General features: G+C 63.1%; 11 protein-coding genes. 3 read left to right on the plus strand and 8 right to left on the minus strand.

Features of this window, described 5'->3' with window-relative positions:
• Window positions 1–14: 14 nt before the first annotated feature.
• The 4 genes from A9K65_RS29585 to A9K65_RS29600 all read right to left on the minus strand — a co-directional run bounded on the left by A9K65_RS29585 (window position 15) and on the right by A9K65_RS29600 (window position 11,876).
• A complete protein-coding gene (locus A9K65_RS29585) occupies window positions 15–1,709 on the minus strand; it encodes a type I secretion system permease/ATPase (protein ID WP_013533172.1) in 1,695 nt (564 codons plus the stop codon).
• A 63-nt stretch (window positions 1,710–1,772) separates the two neighbouring features.
• Window positions 1,773–9,785, minus strand: coding sequence for an immunoglobulin-like domain-containing protein (locus A9K65_RS29590; protein ID WP_086081351.1), 8,013 nt, complete (start codon window positions 9,783–9,785; stop codon window positions 1,773–1,775).
• Window positions 9,786–10,509: 724 nt separating this feature from the next.
• Window positions 10,510–11,112: a general stress protein gene (locus A9K65_RS29595; protein ID WP_063170170.1), complete on the minus strand. Its 603-nt coding sequence runs from the start codon at window positions 11,110–11,112 to the stop codon at window positions 10,510–10,512.
• Between the two features lie 20 nt (window positions 11,113–11,132).
• Window positions 11,133–11,876 carry a DUF4142 domain-containing protein gene (locus tag A9K65_RS29600; protein ID WP_063170169.1) on the minus strand — a complete coding sequence of 248 codons (744 nt, stop codon included), beginning with the start codon at window positions 11,874–11,876 and terminating at the stop codon, window positions 11,133–11,135.
• Window positions 11,877–12,039: 163 nt separating this feature from the next.
• On the opposite strand from A9K65_RS29600, the gene A9K65_RS29605 reads away from it, so the two are divergent.
• The 3 genes from A9K65_RS29605 (at window position 12,040) to A9K65_RS29615 (ending at window position 13,043) form a co-directional block, all read left to right on the plus strand.
• Window positions 12,040–12,219, plus strand: coding sequence for a hypothetical protein (locus A9K65_RS29605; RefSeq protein ID WP_024502377.1), 180 nt, complete (start codon window positions 12,040–12,042; stop codon window positions 12,217–12,219).
• A gap of 152 nt (window positions 12,220–12,371) precedes the next feature.
• The gene (locus tag A9K65_RS29610) at window positions 12,372–12,626 is read left to right on the plus strand and encodes a DUF982 domain-containing protein (RefSeq protein ID WP_013533177.1); all 255 of its coding nucleotides are present in this window, start codon (window positions 12,372–12,374) and stop codon (window positions 12,624–12,626) included.
• A 90-nt stretch (window positions 12,627–12,716) separates the two neighbouring features.
• Entirely contained in the window at window positions 12,717–13,043 is a 327-nt protein-coding gene (locus A9K65_RS29615) for a hypothetical protein (protein WP_063170168.1), read from the plus strand.
• A gap of 30 nt (window positions 13,044–13,073) precedes the next feature.
• Here the strand turns inward: A9K65_RS29615 and A9K65_RS29620 are convergent, their stop codons facing one another.
• Genes A9K65_RS29620 through A9K65_RS29635 form a run of 4 tightly spaced genes read right to left on the minus strand, consistent with a single transcriptional unit; the run spans window position 13,074 to window position 15,446 of the window.
• Window positions 13,074–13,409 (minus strand): hypothetical protein, encoded by a 336-nt coding sequence (locus A9K65_RS29620; RefSeq protein WP_244506918.1) that lies wholly within the window; start codon window positions 13,407–13,409, stop codon window positions 13,074–13,076.
• Window positions 13,409–13,768: a hypothetical protein gene (locus A9K65_RS29625; protein ID WP_013533180.1), complete on the minus strand. Its 360-nt coding sequence runs from the start codon at window positions 13,766–13,768 to the stop codon at window positions 13,409–13,411. Before A9K65_RS29625 ends, A9K65_RS29620 begins: the two co-directional genes overlap by 1 nt.
• Complete coding sequence (locus tag A9K65_RS29630) at window positions 13,768–14,988, minus strand: divalent metal cation transporter (protein ID WP_063170167.1); 1,221 nt, start codon at window positions 14,986–14,988, stop codon at window positions 13,768–13,770. Before A9K65_RS29630 ends, A9K65_RS29625 begins: the two co-directional genes overlap by 1 nt.
• Window positions 14,985–15,446 carry a hypothetical protein gene (locus A9K65_RS29635; RefSeq protein WP_063170166.1) on the minus strand — a complete coding sequence of 154 codons (462 nt, stop codon included), beginning with the start codon at window positions 15,444–15,446 and terminating at the stop codon, window positions 14,985–14,987. Before A9K65_RS29635 ends, A9K65_RS29630 begins: the two co-directional genes overlap by 4 nt.
• Window positions 15,447–15,525 lie beyond the last annotated feature (79 nt).

Here is a 15,525-nt window from a genome sequence, read left to right on the forward strand (position 1 = left end):
TCTCCAAACACGGCTCATTGCGTTGCCACCGCCATTGGCGCCGCGCGCTGGTTGAGGAGCGCCACGATCTCGTTTCTCATGCCAAAGGCCTCGACGGCGCCATCGCGCAACAGGAGGATCTTGTCGACATTCGCCAGGGTCGAGGGCCGGTGAGAGACGATGATCACCGTACTGCCGCGGCGCTTGAGTTCGATCGCGCAGTCGCTCAGCGCGCGGTCGCCATCGGCATCGAGATTGGAGCTGGGCTCGTCGAGAATGATCAGGTTCGGAGTTCCGAACACTGCGCGGGCAAGAGCAATCCGTTGGCGATATCCTCCTGACAGCACTGCGCCGCCTTCGCCGATCTGGGTCTCATAGCCTTGCGGCAGGCGGATGATCATCTCATGCACGCCGGCGAGCCGCGCGGCCTCGATGACCTCCTGGTCGACATTGGTCTTGAAGCGGCCGATGTTGGCGGCGACGGTATCGGAGAAGAGTTCGATATCCTGCGGCAGATAGCCGATGTGGTCGCCGAGCGCGTCGTGTCCCCATTGCGACAGGTCGGCGCCGTCCAGCCTGACGGTACCACGGCTGGGTTGCATGACGCCCGCGAGATGACGCGCCAGCGTCGACTTGCCGGCGCCGGAAGGGCCGACGATTCCCAGCGTCTCGCCTGCTTCCAGCCGGAACGATACGTCCCGCAGAAGCACTTTCTGCTGGCTTGCAATTGCAAAGCTGACCTGCTCGACCGAAATCTTGCCGGTGGGCTTGGGCAGGTTGAACGATCTTTCGCTCTGCGCGCCCCCGTCGACCAGCTTCTCGACCCTTGCCAACGCCGCCCGCCCCAGGATCAGGCTGCGCCAAAGGCCGACGATCTGCTCGACCGGCTGTAGCCCCCGGCCCAGCAAGAGGCTCGCGGCGAACATGGTGCCGCCGGTGATCTGCCGTTCGATCACCAGATAGGCGCCGAGGCCGAGGATCAGCGACTGCATGGTGAGCCGCAGGAAACGGATCAGACCCGACATCAGTGCGGCGCGATCGCTTGCCTCCGCCTGGCGCCGCAGCGCCAAATTGCGGTCGCGTCCCCAGCGGCGGATGAGGCCGTCGATCATCCCCATGGCGCGAACGACTTCGGCGTTTCTGAGGCTCATCTCGGTGAAATTATAGTTGGTCGTCGCCAGGTCGTTGGCCTGCTTCAGCGGCGAACGCACGATATATTCGTTTAGCACCGCCATGGCGACCAGAAGCAGCGAGCAGCCCAGCGCGAAGAAGCCGAGCCAGGGATGCAGCAGGAAGATGATGCCGATGTAGATGGGCGACCATGGCAGGTCGAACAAAGCGTGGATGCCGCTGCCGGTGATGACCTGCCTGAACGTGTCGAAGTCTCGGATGGGCTGGCTCGGCGACGAGCCGGGCGATGGGGTCTCGACCGACGCGGCCAGGACTTTTGCCGACAGCAGCCGGTCGAGCCGCGCACTGGCACGCGTCAGGATGGAGGCGCGCACCAGGTCGAGGCCGGCCAGCGAAAGAAAGGCCGCCAGCAACACCAGGGTCAGCATCACCAGCGTGGTTTCGCTGCCGCTGGTAACGACCCTGTCGTAGATCTGCAGCATGTAGAGTGGGGACGCGAGATAGAGCAGATTGATGGCCAGGCTGAACGCCGCCGCTACCAGGAAATAGCGGCGGCAGGCCCGAAGCGCATCCTTCACAATTCGAGATTTGCTATCCACGTCCAGAACCCCACTCGATACGCATCAGGCCAGGTGGGCCGCCGCTGGCGGCGGCCTTTTGGTTCACACCACGAAGTCGCTTGAAATTGCTCCATTGCCAACGCCCGTCAGCGTGAATTCCGCCGGATTGTACGAAACGGCGGTATGGCCTTGGCCGTCATCGGCAAGCTTGAAGCCGTTCGCATCGTAGCTGCCGACCAGATGCAGCGCGGTACCGTGGGTGCCGTCCGAAACGGTCAGCGTTCCGCCGCTGCCATCCTGGTTTGCCTGGTAGACGGCCGTCGTTCCCGCGCCGAACAGGATGTCCTCGAGCTCAAGCCTGTCGTCATTGGTGATGCCGCCGATCCGCCCGCTGAAATCGAAGGAATCGTCGAGCTGCAGCGTGCCGGCCGCATCGTGCGCGAAGGTGACATCCGTCGACGAGGCGCTGCCGAACTCAAGCTTCGACAGGTTGCCGATCGTGGCATCGCCGTCGCCGGTGACCTGGCCATGGATGACGATGTCGCCGCCATTGGCCAACAGCATGCCGGAATTCGCCAGCCCGCCGGTGATCGTCAGTCCACCTGAACCGGTCGCCTCCAATGTTCCGGAGTTGGTGACGACGCTGCCCCCCGTATCGATGACCAGCGCATTCGCGCCGGAGGCGATAATGGTGCCCTGGTTGTCGAGGCTCAGCATCCCGCCGCCCAACTGGCCGGCGCCCGATATCGTGTTGTCGACATTGACCAGAGTGACGTCCGGCCCCGTGCCGGAGATCACGTTGGCGGCGCTGTCGGACAACAGTATCTGCCCGCCGCCCTGCAGGGTCACGCCATGCTGGATGATTTGCAGCAGCGTTTCACCGCCGGTCGAGTCCAGCGAGATGAGGCCGCTATTGTTGATCATGCCGCTCAGCGGCAGCAAGGCGCCGTCGCCGATCGTCATGGTGCCGGCATTGTTGACCACCGGCGTCTGGTCGAAGACGAAATTGCCTGCCGTCAGCGCGCCCGAGTGCACGCCATCCAGCGTGATCGACTGCCCATCGCCCAGCGTGATCACCGCGTTGCCGTGGGCATCGTCGGCGATATGGGTCTGCAGGTCGGCAAAGTCCGCCAGTCCGTTGTAGCCGATAAGGTCGATCTGGTCGGCCGCGGCGTCGAAATTGTGCACCGTGTCGGCACCGATCGGCTGCGAGAAGACGAAGAGGTCGTTGCCGCTGGACCCGGTCAGGTAGTCGTTTCCAGACAAAGCAAAGATGGGCGAACCCTTGGCATAGATTTCCACGTTGTCCGCGATGGTCATGGTCCCGGTGGTCCCGTCCTCGTTACTCCAGGTCCCGGTCACGTTGAGCACGTGTGCACCGGTGTAGGTGACCGGCGTCGTGACGGTCAGGGCGGAAACATTCGTGGTTGTTGCGGTCCAAGAGCCGTCCGCGTTGCGGGTGCCCCCATCGATCGTCCATCCGTCGGGGACGTCACTAATCGTGAGCGTAATCGCGCCATCGTGGCCGGCTGGATCGGTAAGTCCCAAGTTCACAGCCTCTCCGGCAATGCCGGCGGGCGCTGTGACACCGATGGATTGGACAATGGTACTGCTGCCTGTCGTAGCGACCACAAAGAAGGTGTGGGCTCCGGTGTTGTTGCCCAGGTTGGTCTTAGCCCCGCTCCAGGTGCCATCGCCATTCAGCGTCACGGCAACTGCGTGGGTCGGATTGTCGACGTCCCAGTACGCGCGTATCGTCACACCGGTATTATAGTGCCCGGAAAGAGTGAAATTGCCGCTTTGCCCGTTTTCCTTCGTCGCTGCGTCAAAGGTAAAGCCCTCGAATACCGTGTCGTTGCCTCCGGAGCCTGTGTTCAGAGCTGCATCCGTATAGCTTCCCGAGCTCACTGAAACGGTCGCGTTTCCGACAAAAGTCGAAGATGCGGTGAACGTTGCGACATAGGTTTTGCCGGTTGGATCTGTGGCGTCTATGGTCGGCCCGCTGGTGATCGAGCCGCTGCCTGACGTCACAATGATGTCGGCCGCCGTGAAACCGGTAGGGACTTCGCTGAAGACAAACTTTACCTGTGATGTCCCGCCTGCCGGCAGGTCTGGGGCGATGATGTCGACCGAAACGGTCGGCGCCTTGGTATCGTAGGCCTGGGTGGCATTGACAGTGCCGGTCCCCGAATTGCCCGCCGTATCGGTGATGCCAACCTGGTTCACTGTTACACTGATCGTGCCGGCATCGACGTTGGCCGTCGGGGTCACGGTCAGGTTATATACGTTGCTGGTGCCGACTTGCGTCAGCGCACCGACCGTGCCGCCCGTTACCGTCACGTCCGCAATGGTCAGCGTGCTGCCAACGCTCTCGCTGGTGGTGAAGGTGTAGAGGACACTGCCACCGGCAATGTTGGCCGTCGCCGCCGGCTCGTCGTCGGTGATGATAACCGTCGGCGCCTTGGTGTCGTAAGCTTGCGTCGCCTGGATCGCCACCGTGTTGCCGTTGCTGGCTGCATCGTTGGCCGCGCCTGCCGCCACATCTACGGTGATGATACCGGCCTGCGTATTCGCGGTTGGGATCACATCCAAGGTGTAAACCGTGCTGCTCACCGCGGTGAACGTACCCTTGGTACCGCCTCCCACAACGATATCCGATGTAACAAATCCGGTGACAGGCTCGCTGAAGGTGAAGGTGTAGAGGACATTGCCACCGGCAATGTTGGCCGTCGCCGCCGGCTCGTCGTCGGTAATCGTCACGGTCGGCGCAGTTGCGTCGATGATCTGCGCCGTCGCCGTGCCGGTGCCGACCACCAGGTGTTCAAAGTTGCCGCCCAAGGTGCCGGTGATGGTCGCGGACAGGCTTGATGCGTTGGGGGTTGCGATCACCAGTGTGCCAACGGTCTGGCCGTTAGCGATGGTGATGTCGCCATGGTCGGTGTGGACCGTGGTGACGCCTTGCGAGGCGTTGCTCAACGTCGCCGTGAAGGTGACGTTGGTATCGTGATCCGTAACGTTCGACGTGCTGAGATTCACCGTCGCGTCGGTGGTGGTGTCGGTGACGTTGGCCGTCGCCGTGCCGGTGCCGATCACCAGGTGCTCGAAGTTGCCGCCCGCGGTGGCGGTGATGTTGGCGGTCAGGCTCGATGCGTCGTTGTAGACGTCCTCGCCATTGCCCGAGGCGATCGTCAGCGTGCCGGTGGTCTGGCCATCGGCGATGGTGATGTCGCCCTTGTCGGTGGTGATCGTGGTGACGCCATGCGAGGCGTCCGACAGCGTCGCCGTGAACACGTAGTTGGCGACCGCGCCCTCGGCGACCGTCGAGGCGCTCAGGTTGACCGTCGCGTCGGTGGTGGTGTCGGTGACGTTGGCCGTCGCCGTGCCGGTGCCGATCACCAGGTGCTCGAAGTTGCCGCCCGCGGTGGCGGTGATGTTGGCGGTCAGGCTCGATGCGTCGTTGTAGACGTCCTCGCCATTGCCCGAGGCGATCGTCAGCGTGCCGGTGGTCTGGCCATCGGCGATGGTGATGTCGCCCTTGTCGGTGGTGATCGTGGTGACGCCATGCGAGGCGTCCGACAGCGTCGCCGTGAACACGTAGTTGGCGACCGCGCCCTCGGCGACCGTCGAGGCGCTCAGGTTGACCGTCGCGTCGGTGGTGGTGTCGGTGACGTTGGCCGTCGCCGTGCCGGTGCCGATCACCAGGTGCTCGAAGTTGCCGCCCGCGGTGGCGGTGATGTTGGCGGTCAGGCTCGATGCGTCGTTGTAGACGTCCTCGCCATTGCCCGAGGCGATCGTCAGCGTGCCGGTGGTCTGGCCATCGGCGATGGTGATGTCGCCCTTGTCGGTGGTGATCGTGGTGACGCCATGCGAGGCGTCCGACAGCGTCGCCGTGAACACGTAGTTGGCGACCGCGCCCTCGGCGACCGTCGAGGCGCTCAGGTTGACCGTCGCGTCGGTGGTGGTGTCGGTGACGTTGGCCGTCGCCGTGCCGGTGCCGATCACCAGGTGCTCGAAGTTGCCGCCCGCGGTGGCGGTGATGTTGGCGGTCAGGCTCGATGCGTCGTTGTAGACGTCCTCGCCATTGCCCGAGGCGATCGTCAGCGTGCCGGTGGTCTGGCCATCGGCGATGGTGATGTCGCCCTTGTCGGTGGTGATCGTGGTGACGCCATGCGAGGCGTCCGACAGCGTCGCCGTGAACACGTAGTTGGCGACCGCGCCCTCGGCGACCGTCGAGGCGCTCAGGTTGACCGTCGCGTCGGTGGTGGTGTCGGTGACGTTGGCCGTCGCCGTGCCGGTGCCGATCACCAGGTGCTCGAAGTTGCCGCCCGCGGTGGCGGTGATGTTGGCGGTCAGGCTCGATGCGTCGTTGTAGACGTCCTCGCCATTGCCCGAGGCGATCGTCAGCGTGCCGGTGGTCTGGCCATCGGCGATGGTGATGTCGCCCTTGTCGGTGGTGATCGTGGTGACGCCATGCGAGGCGTCCGACAGCGTCGCCGTGAACACGTAGTTGGCGACCGCGCCCTCGGCGACCGTCGAGGCGCTCAGGTTGACCGTCGCGTCGGTGGTGGTGTCGGTGACGTTGGCCGTCGCCGTGCCGGTGCCGATCACCAGGTGCTCGAAGTTGCCGCCCGCGGTGGCGGTGATGTTGGCGGTCAGGCTCGATGCGTCGTTGTAGACGTCCTCGCCATTGCCCGAGGCGATCGTCAGCGTGCCGGTGGTCTGGCCATCGGCGATGGTGATGTCGCCCTTGTCGGTGGTGATCGTGGTGACGCCATGCGAGGCGTCCGACAGCGTCGCCGTGAACACGTAGTTGGCGACCGCGCCCTCGGCGACCGTCGAGGCGCTCAGGTTGACCGTCGCGTCGGTGGTGGTGTCGGTGACGTTGGCCGTCGCCGTGCCGGTGCCGATCACCAGGTGCTCGAAGTTGCCGCCCGCGGTGGCGGTGATGTTGGCGGTCAGGCTCGATGCGTCGTTGTAGACGTCCTCGCCATTGCCCGAGGCGATCGTCAGCGTGCCGGTGGTCTGGCCATCGGCGATGGTGATGTCGCCCTTGTCGGTGGTGATCGTGGTGACGCCATGCGAGGCGTCCGACAGCGTCGCCGTGAACACGTAGTTGGCGACCGCGCCCTCGGCGACCGTCGAGGCGCTCAGGTTGACCGTCGCGTCGGTGGTGGTGTCGGTGACGTTGGCCGTCGCCGTGCCGGTGCCGATCACCAGGTGCTCGAAGTTGCCGCCCGCGGTGGCGGTGATGTTGGCGGTCAGGCTCGATGCGTCGTTGTAGACGTCCTCGCCATTGCCCGAGGCGATCGTCAGCGTGCCGGTGGTCTGGCCATCGGCGATGGTGATGTCGCCCTTGTCGGTGGTGATCGTGGTGACGCCATGCGAGGCGTCCGACAGCGTCGCCGTGAACACGTAGTTGGCGACCGCGCCCTCGGCGACCGTCGAGGCGCTCAGGTTGACCGTCGCGTCGGTGGTGGTGTCGGTGACGTTGGCCGTCGCCGTGCCGGTGCCGATCACCAGGTGCTCGAAGTTGCCGCCCGCGGTGGCGGTGATGTTGGCGGTCAGGCTCGATGCGTCGTTGTAGACGTCCTCGCCATTGCCCGAGGCGATCGTCAGCGTGCCGGTGGTCTGGCCATCGGCGATGGTGATGTCGCCCTTGTCGGTGGTGATCGTGGTGACGCCATGCGAGGCGTCCGACAGCGTCGCCGTGAACACGTAGTTGGCGACCGCGCCCTCGGCGACCGTCGAGGCGCTCAGGTTGACCGTCGCGTCGGTGGTGGTGTCGGTGACGTTGGCCGTCGCCGTGCCGGTGCCGATCACCAGGTGCTCGAAGTTGCCGCCCGCGGTGGCGGTGATGTTGGCGGTCAGGCTCGATGCGTCGTTGTAGACGTCCTCGCCATTGCCCGAGGCGATCGTCAGCGTGCCGGTGGTCTGGCCATCGGCGATGGTGATGTCGCCCTTGTCGGTGGTGATCGTGGTGACGCCATGCGAGGCGTCCGACAGCGTCGCCGTGAACACGTAGTTGGCGACCGCGCCCTCGGCGACCGTCGAGGCGCTCAGGTTGACCGTCGCGTCGGTGGTGGTGTCGGTGACGTTGGCCGTCGCCGTGCCGGTGCCGATCACCAGGTGCTCGAAGTTGCCGCCCGCGGTGGCGGTGATGTTGGCGGTCAGGCTCGATGCGTCGTTGTAGACGTCCTCGCCATTGCCCGAGGCGATCGTCAGCGTGCCGGTGGTCTGGCCATCGGCGATGGTGATGTCGCCCTTGTCGGTGGTGATCGTGGTGACGCCATGCGAGGCGTCCGACAGCGTCGCCGTGAACACGTAGTTGGCGACCGCGCCCTCGGCGACCGTCGAGGCGCTCAGGTTGACCGTCGCGTCGGTGGTGGTGTCGGTGACGTTGGCCGTCGCCGTGCCGGTGCCGATCACCAGGTGCTCGAAGTTGCCGCCCGCGATGGCGGTGATGTTGGCGGTCAGGCTCGATGCGTCGTTGTAGACGTCCTCGCCATTGCCCGAGGCGATCGTCAGCGTGCCGGTGGTCTGGCCATCGGCGATGGTGATGTCGCCCTTGTCGGTGGTGATCGTGGTGACGCCATGCGAGGCGTCCGACAGCGTCGCCGTGAACACGTAGTTGGCGACCGCGCCCTCGGCGACCGTCGAGGCGCTCAGGTTGACCGTCGCGTCGGTGGTGGTGTCGGTGACGTTGGCCGTCGCCGTGCCGGTGCCGATCACCAGGTGCTCGAAGTTGCCGCCCGCGGTGGCGGTGATGTTGGCGGTCAGGCTCGATGCGTCGTTGTAGACGTCCTCGCCATTGCCCGAGGCGATCGTCAGCGTGCCGGTGGTCTGGCCATCGGCGATGGTGATGTCGCCCTTGTCGGTGGTGATCGTGGTGACGCCATGCGAGGCGTCCGACAGCGTCGCCGTGAACACGTAGTTGGCGACCGCGCCCTCGGCGACCGTCGAGGCGCTCAGGTTGACCGTCGCGTTATCAGTAATTCCATTGATCGTGACCGTTACTACCTGCGCTGTCCCGTCCGCAGTCCGAACCGTGAATGTGTCGATCAAATGATCGCCCGCGTTGAGTTCCTGGACCGCACTATTCGTGTTGTCGAGCGTATAGGTCCAGGTGCCCGCCGCGTTCATCGCAAAGGTGCCGTAGCCGTGGTCAGTTGCCCCGCCGGCACCAACCGCCTGGAACGTGTTCGCCAGATTGTCGACGTCGGTATCCGTCAGCGTGCCGCTGACACTCGGGGTGCCATTGATAGCGCCGCCGGCCTCGACGACCGTGCCGGCAATGGTGCCGGAGATTACAGCCGCGTCATTGGTGCCGTTGATCGTGACCGTTACTACTTGGGCCGTGCCGTCCTGTGTGTGGACGGTAAACGTCTCGGTGAGATGCTGGCCGACGTTGAGACCCTGCACTGCCGCATTGTTGTTGTTGAGGGTGAAGGTCCAGACACCACCCGCGGTCATCTGGTAGGTCCCATACCCATGATCGCCCGCGGTTCCGGGCGCGACCGCCTGGAACGTATTGGGCGTGTTGTCGACGTCGGTATCTGTCAGCGTGCCGCTCACCGTCGGCGTCCCGGTGATGGCATTGGCGACACCGCCAGCCTCGACGACCGCGCCCGTAGAGACGCCGGAAATCACCGCGGCGTCGTTGGTGCCGGCGAAATGTACCGTCGCGGTTGCCCAGCTGAGCGTTCCATTGCCGAGCCGGACCGAGTAGATGAAGCTGTCAGTCAGGTACTGTCCCGCATTCAAGCCCTGTAACTGTGCCTTGAACGCCGCTGACAAGGTAGTCGCGTCGTATCCCACGAGTCCGTCGGACGTAATCCAGATCTTCGCGCCGTTATAACTTGTCTCGGAGGTGGGGGATTCAGTGCGTGCTAAGTCTTGGGTCAACAAATCAGCGGCGGTGTATCCATTCATTGCGCCTGTGTTGTTGATGCCATTGTCGACTGACCAGAGGGTCTTGGCATTCCCGCCGAGATCGTTGGCCATCACGTTCAGGAAGACGGATTGGAAACTATCATAGGTAAACAGGTCATCCTTCGCCTGCGGCGTGTTGGAGAAAGACGTCGTGGTGCCGCCGGCACCGGTGACCTGAGTAGCCATTTTTCAACCCCCCTTTTAAGAACAGACGCCTCATCTGTTTTTCTGTTTTATCGACAGTACTGAACGACCGGCTGCTTCCAGCCGAAGAAAAACCGCGCGAATCCAGGCAGGCATGAATTTTCGCCCTCATCCAGGCACACCGCCGCGCCTGGAACAGCCGCCTCAAGCTGGCCATTCACGGACGGATATTGACCCGATGCTGCTGGACGCGACGACTGGTCGTCACGCTACGTTCCCTACCCAACCTACATCGTCAAACTCGTGGCTTTCGACCACGAACTTTAGATGCTTCTTATATTAGGAGATTATTAACTCTTATAGAGAGGAAGCGTCAACGCCCAACTTGGCCGAACAGTTAATAGTCGAACATAAGGGGAGCCACAGTCACTAGAATCGAGTTGTGAGATCGAACAGGCGCACGCCCGATATGAGCCAGGCGGCAGACGTGCGGCTCAGCGTGACCAGAGCCCGCCAGCGCACCACCATACCAACACCGCACCTTGATCGCTGAGTACTTTTCGTGCAGCACGCCAACCCGACAGCCAGCCAGTTCGCTTGAACGGTCGGGGATTCAACTGAGATCACTTAACGCGCCGGACAGCCGGGAAGCTTCATGCCTTGCTCACGGAGATCTTGAAGCCGGGCAACTCGAACATCTGTCCCACACGCTCCGTAGCACTTCGTGAAACCTCGTCGTTCGGTACGTGCGACCACACCTCCTCGTTCAAGGCCGATTGATCGCCCGAGCGCTGTCGCGATCGGTCTCGTCAGGGATATATTCGCCGGCATTGGCATCGAAGCCGGTCCAGCCGCCAGCCTCGTAAGCCCTGCGGCGTTCGGCAAGATCGACCGATCTGGATTGCCCCAGAATTTCCTCGGCATTTGCAATGAGTTCATCGTCCACCCTGGCCGTGACCAACGTGCCGCCGCGGCGTACGCCCTCCGCATACACGTGGGCATCGTTCTCGGGCACGCCGGACTCCGTCAGAGCGCCGACAATGCCTCCGACCGCACCGCCTGCCACCGCCCCGGCAACGACACCTGTCGCGGTGGCGGCGAGCCAACCCGCCGCGACCACAGGTCCGACGCCCGGGATGGCCATGACCCCCAGCCCTGTCAGCAATCCGCCGGCACCGCCGATCACGGCTCCAATCCCCGCGCCAGCCCCGGCATCCTCGGCAGCCTCCGAACGGTCGCCCTCGTACCAGTCATCCGAGTTGTTGGCGACGATGCTGATGTTCGCATGCGGGACGCCCGTGGCTTCCAGTTCGCGGACCGCGTCGGCCGCGTCGTCATAGTTGTCGAACAGTCCAGTTACCGTTTTCATTGATTTCTCCTGATCCGTGCTCACTTGCTGGCGGCAACGACGTTGCCCTGATAGTCCAGGCCGACGGCGAGGCTTTCGCCTGCCTTGGTGGCATGGCCCCGCCAGATGCCCTGGTCGTCCTTGGTAAGCTTCGACACGTTGGTATAGCCTGCACCCTCGATGCGGCTCTTGGCCTGGGCTTCGGTGAAGCTGTTTGCGCCGGGAACGAGAGCGGCGGCATTGGGGGTATTGTCGGTCTTCACCGCCGGTGTTGTCGCTCCCGTGATGGCGTCCTGCCCGGCTGCGATCTTTTCGATCATCTGCTGGTGCGTCTTCAGCGTATCGACCGTTTGCTGGGCGAATGTCTTGAGCCCGGCGTTGTCGCCGCCGCTGGCATAGGTTTCGAACAGCTTGACGGCGTCGGCATGCGCCTTGCGCTGCATGTCGACATAGGCTGGATCGATCGGAGCCTGCGCATTCTTGAGCTTGTCGAGATCGCCCTGGTGCTGGGCATCAAGCGCCGGCGGCACTTTCAATTTTTGTTCGCCGGCCACCGTTGCCAGCTTGGCATTGGCCGCGCCGTGATCGCGGATCATCATCTGGGCGAAGTCCTTGATGCTCTGGTCCTGAACCTTGCCCAAGGCAATCTGGCTCGAGTCGACTTCGAACTTGCCGCCGATGGCAGCCTTGTCGACGAAGGCCTGGGCGCTGTCGGCAGCAAAAGCAGGCACGGCGAGAAAAATGGAAGCAGCGGCGAGCGATGCGAAAAATTGTCGTGTTTTCATCGGCTTTGTCCTTGCCTGGGATGCGTCGCCCTAACAGGCCAAGATGCGCTTTGTTCCGATACCCAGACGACATGCCTGCAGGCCCGGCAGCACCACGATCCACGCATGAGGCTGCCGGACTATCTCGCGTGAGATCTGCCACATCGACGGAAAATGTGGAGAAGTGACAGGCGACAGGAACGCCGGCACCATGAACCAGCGTGGCTGCAAAAAAGCCGTGGTCGAGACAAGCAGTTTCCAGGCGCCGCTATTCTACATGCAGCATGGGTTCGAGGAATTCGGCAAAGTCGAATTCGGAATTCCAGGGCACGCACGCATCTTCCTTCGCAAGGACCTGTTGTAAGTCTTGGGACGGGCGCGCACGGACGGCCAACGGCTAGTTGTTTCAAACGCCAGGTGCTCTGGAACAAATCGACGGTTGCGGAGTTAAAGCGCGTCGCGACGCGCAGTCTTGCAGCGGCGTGTCGAATAGAGTGCATCCCGCTGGAGAGGCATGTGCGTACTGGACATTTCAGAAAGCCGATTGTCATTCAACCTGGCCGGATAGACCGCGACAGGGTTGTGGTTTCGGTGTCGGACGCAGCCGAAGTGCTGCTGCGGGACTGGCCAAAGCCGACATCCGAGAGGCGTCTTGCCGCGATCAGAGCGTGCCTTGCCGTCATGCGAGGCGAAAAGCCGACAAGGGCGGCACGACAGGCGTTCATCGTTGCGGCCAAGGACGCCAGGATTCTGCTGAGCGAGCAAGTCTGACCGTGGTGGGTCGCCTCAGCGCATGCAAGCTTGGTTCCGCCGGCGCCTGCAAGTGCGATACTGCCGAGATCGGTTCGAAGGGGAGAGATTATGGCTAAGGTTACAGGTCTCACGGCTGCCGCGGCCAGAGGCGAAGTTCAGGCAGGAGCAACGCACGACAAGACGCCGGGGTTCGATCCCGCCATTGCCCCGCTTGAGACAGACGCAGAGGCCGCGGACACACAAAATCCGGTCGCTGAGACAAGTCCGCCGCGCACTCGTCCAAAATTCGAAAACGATGCCAGCTTTGCCAATGCCATGCGTCCGGTCGAAGGCGAGCCGGAACTGCGGCCTGGCGGCAACTGGCCGGTGTTGGTGATTGCAGCTGTCGTTTTGACAGCAGCCGTGGTCTTCCTGGCGGCAAGCATGCTGCGCTGAGACTAATCCCGACGATGCAGCACCCACGACCTATTCCTGGAGGTCCGGCGCGTCCTTCATGCCTGAGAGTTCAGTCATTGGGCACAGCAGCCGCGGTCGCGCGGGATCGGAGATGTCGAGCTTGTCCCAAGGAATGCGGTATAGACCGTCGCGGCGGCGTAATCGGAAAAGATCCAGCACCGCCACGCCTATGGCCGAGGCCGAAAGACGCTCGAAAGCAGCGTAGACCCCGACGTGGAATTCGGTGACGACGAAATCGTCACCATCCCGTTCGGCGCGGATCTCCTCGATATAACCGACATTCTTGCCGCGCTGCGAGAGTACGCGCCGCCCCGCCAGATGCTCGAGATTGACCGTAATCATCATCAAGCTCCCGGAATGCGCCCGATGATATGGTCGCGCAACCAGTCCTGCCAGGCGAAGATCGACGTTTCTCGCACATCGATGTCGAACTCGATATCGATGCCGATATCTTTCACCTTGCGCCAAGCGATCCGATGAGGTTCGCCATGCTGCGTGCCGCCCAGCTTGACCGCGAGCCGCGCCATCCAGCGCCCGGGCCGTGCGCCGAGGCGACGCGCCAGGGTGATGGAGCCGAGCTCGATGGCAATGATCCGAGGCGGCTTGCCAGGCCGCAACTGCGCCACCAAACCGTCGACCTTACCGACCTTGACCTGCTCGCGGTCGACCACCTGCTTGTCCAGGAGATCACGCAGCAACTTCATCATGTGCCTCCGAATATCTGCAGCGGGATGGTCACCACCGCCAGTACGAAGCCAAGCGCGATGATGAAGATGACGGCGGCATTTGACAAAATGCCGTTGCGATGCTCGCCGACATAACGTTTGTCGTTCAGCAGAAACAGGAACGGAACGACGGTCAGCGGAAGGCTGGCAGCCGTCAGCGCCATGGAAAAGATGGTGAGCCTCAGCGGGTCAAGACCAAGCGCGATGGGAATAGCCGCCAACAGTAATGATATCGTGTAGATGGCGCTGAAACCCGGATCGTCGCGCGGCTTGCGATCCTCGCCCCAATTCCAGCCGAACCCTTGGGCCACAAGATAGGCCTGTTGCAACCCGACCTCGAGCGCAGCGCCGAAGCAGGCGATGGCGAGAGAAGCAACAAACAGCACGAAGCCCCAGAAGCCGAATATGGGGATCAGCATCAACGGCAGTTGGTGATAGTCGTCCACCTGGGTGACGCCATGCGTGGCGAGCACGAGAGCGGCCACGATCAACACGCCGATCGAGATGGTGCCCCCGAAGGTCATGCCCAACCCCGCTATGGCCCGATTGGCGCCGAGATAGCTTTTGTCCCACCGGTCCTCGATGGCCCCCGAGGAATAGAACATGAACAGGTAGGGCGATATCGAGGCGCCCAGAATGCTGACCGCCATGAACCAGTAATTGGCGGCATCGTGGACCGGCAGCGAAGGCACGGCGCCCCTTGCGACTGCCGTCCAATCAGGTCTCAGCATCACCGCTCCGACGACGAAACACAGCGTCACCAGACCGAGAAACGACACGCCCTTCTCGATGACGCCGAACGTGCCTTTCCAGAGCAGCAGCCACGCCAGCAAAGCCACCGGCAGTGCCCACCACTGGAAGCCTATGCCCGTGGCAAGTTCGAGCGCAATGGCAACGCCGCCGATCTCGGCGGACAGCACCAGGAAATTGACCAGCAAGGCGGCAAGCAACGGCCATAGAAAGACGTTGAAACCGAACCTTTCGCGGATGCCGTCGGAGATCGTGTGATGGCTCACGGCCGCGAACCGGCCGGACATTTCGACAAGGAAGATGATGCAGACGGTGCCAAGCACCACCGCCCAGATCAACTGGAAGCCAAACATCGCGCCTGCCTGCGCCGCCGTCGCCATGGACCCAACTTCGAGGAAGCCGCCGACGCTGGTGACGACGCCGAGGGATATTTCCATGAGCTTTTTCATGGCTTCGGCGCGAAATACTTGGCGTAGGCGGCAGCGAGCGCACGCGACGCCAGCCGTAAATCCTGTTGCGCGTCTTGGACTTCCAGCCGGTCATCTGCCTGCAGTCCGGCCTCGGCACGCGTCACCGCGACCGACAAATCATTGACTGCTTTTGTCAGAGAAGCTTGCTCGGTGGGTTCACTGGTTTCGGCGGACCGGATTTGCGCCCCCGTATCTACGAGCGTCTTGGCGATCGATTGCAGCGTGTCCACCGTGTATGCGGTCGGCGCCGCGCCGCCCATCCAAGCGTCGAGCAACATCGATGCGGTCTGTGCCGCGGAAGCCGCTGTTCGTGATTGCTGCTCGATCTCGTCGGAAGACGAGCATCCCGCCGACACGCACAACAGCAACAGCAAGCACAAACAATCCAGCCGGAAATGACGGCCGCTGAGGATCAAATTCGGCGTTTGGTGCGCCACAAGAATAGTCTCCCCTAGTGCCGAACGAGCGGTGGTCGGCTTGAATTGACCTAGAGCGTTCAGCGGGCGCGTCAACGAA

Origin of the sequence: Mesorhizobium sp. WSM1497, from assembly GCF_001672455.2 — a bacterium.
Taxonomy (GTDB): Bacteria; Pseudomonadota; Alphaproteobacteria; order Rhizobiales; family Rhizobiaceae; genus Mesorhizobium; species Mesorhizobium ciceri.

Bases quoted from the DNA above. Each gene is read 5' to 3' on its own strand.
- A9K65_RS29620 (WP_244506918.1), bottom strand. From the start codon at position 13,409: ATGATGATTACGGTCAATCTCGAGCATCTGGCGGGGCGGCGCGTACTC.
- A9K65_RS29625 (WP_013533180.1), bottom strand. From the start codon at position 13,768: ATGAAGTTGCTGCGTGATCTCCTGGACAAGCAGGTGGTCGACCGCGAG.
- A9K65_RS29615 (WP_063170168.1), top strand. From the start codon at position 12,717: ATGGCTAAGGTTACAGGTCTCACGGCTGCCGCGGCCAGAGGCGAAGTT.
- A9K65_RS29600 (WP_063170169.1), bottom strand. From the start codon at position 11,876: ATGAAAACACGACAATTTTTCGCATCGCTCGCCGCTGCTTCCATTTTT.
- A9K65_RS29630 (WP_063170167.1), bottom strand. From the start codon at position 14,988: ATGAAAAAGCTCATGGAAATATCCCTCGGCGTCGTCACCAGCGTCGGC.
- A9K65_RS29590 (WP_086081351.1), bottom strand. From the start codon at position 9,785: ATGGCTACTCAGGTCACCGGTGCCGGCGGCACCACGACGTCTTTCTCC.
- A9K65_RS29595 (WP_063170170.1), bottom strand. From the start codon at position 11,112: ATGAAAACGGTAACTGGACTGTTCGACAACTATGACGACGCGGCCGAC.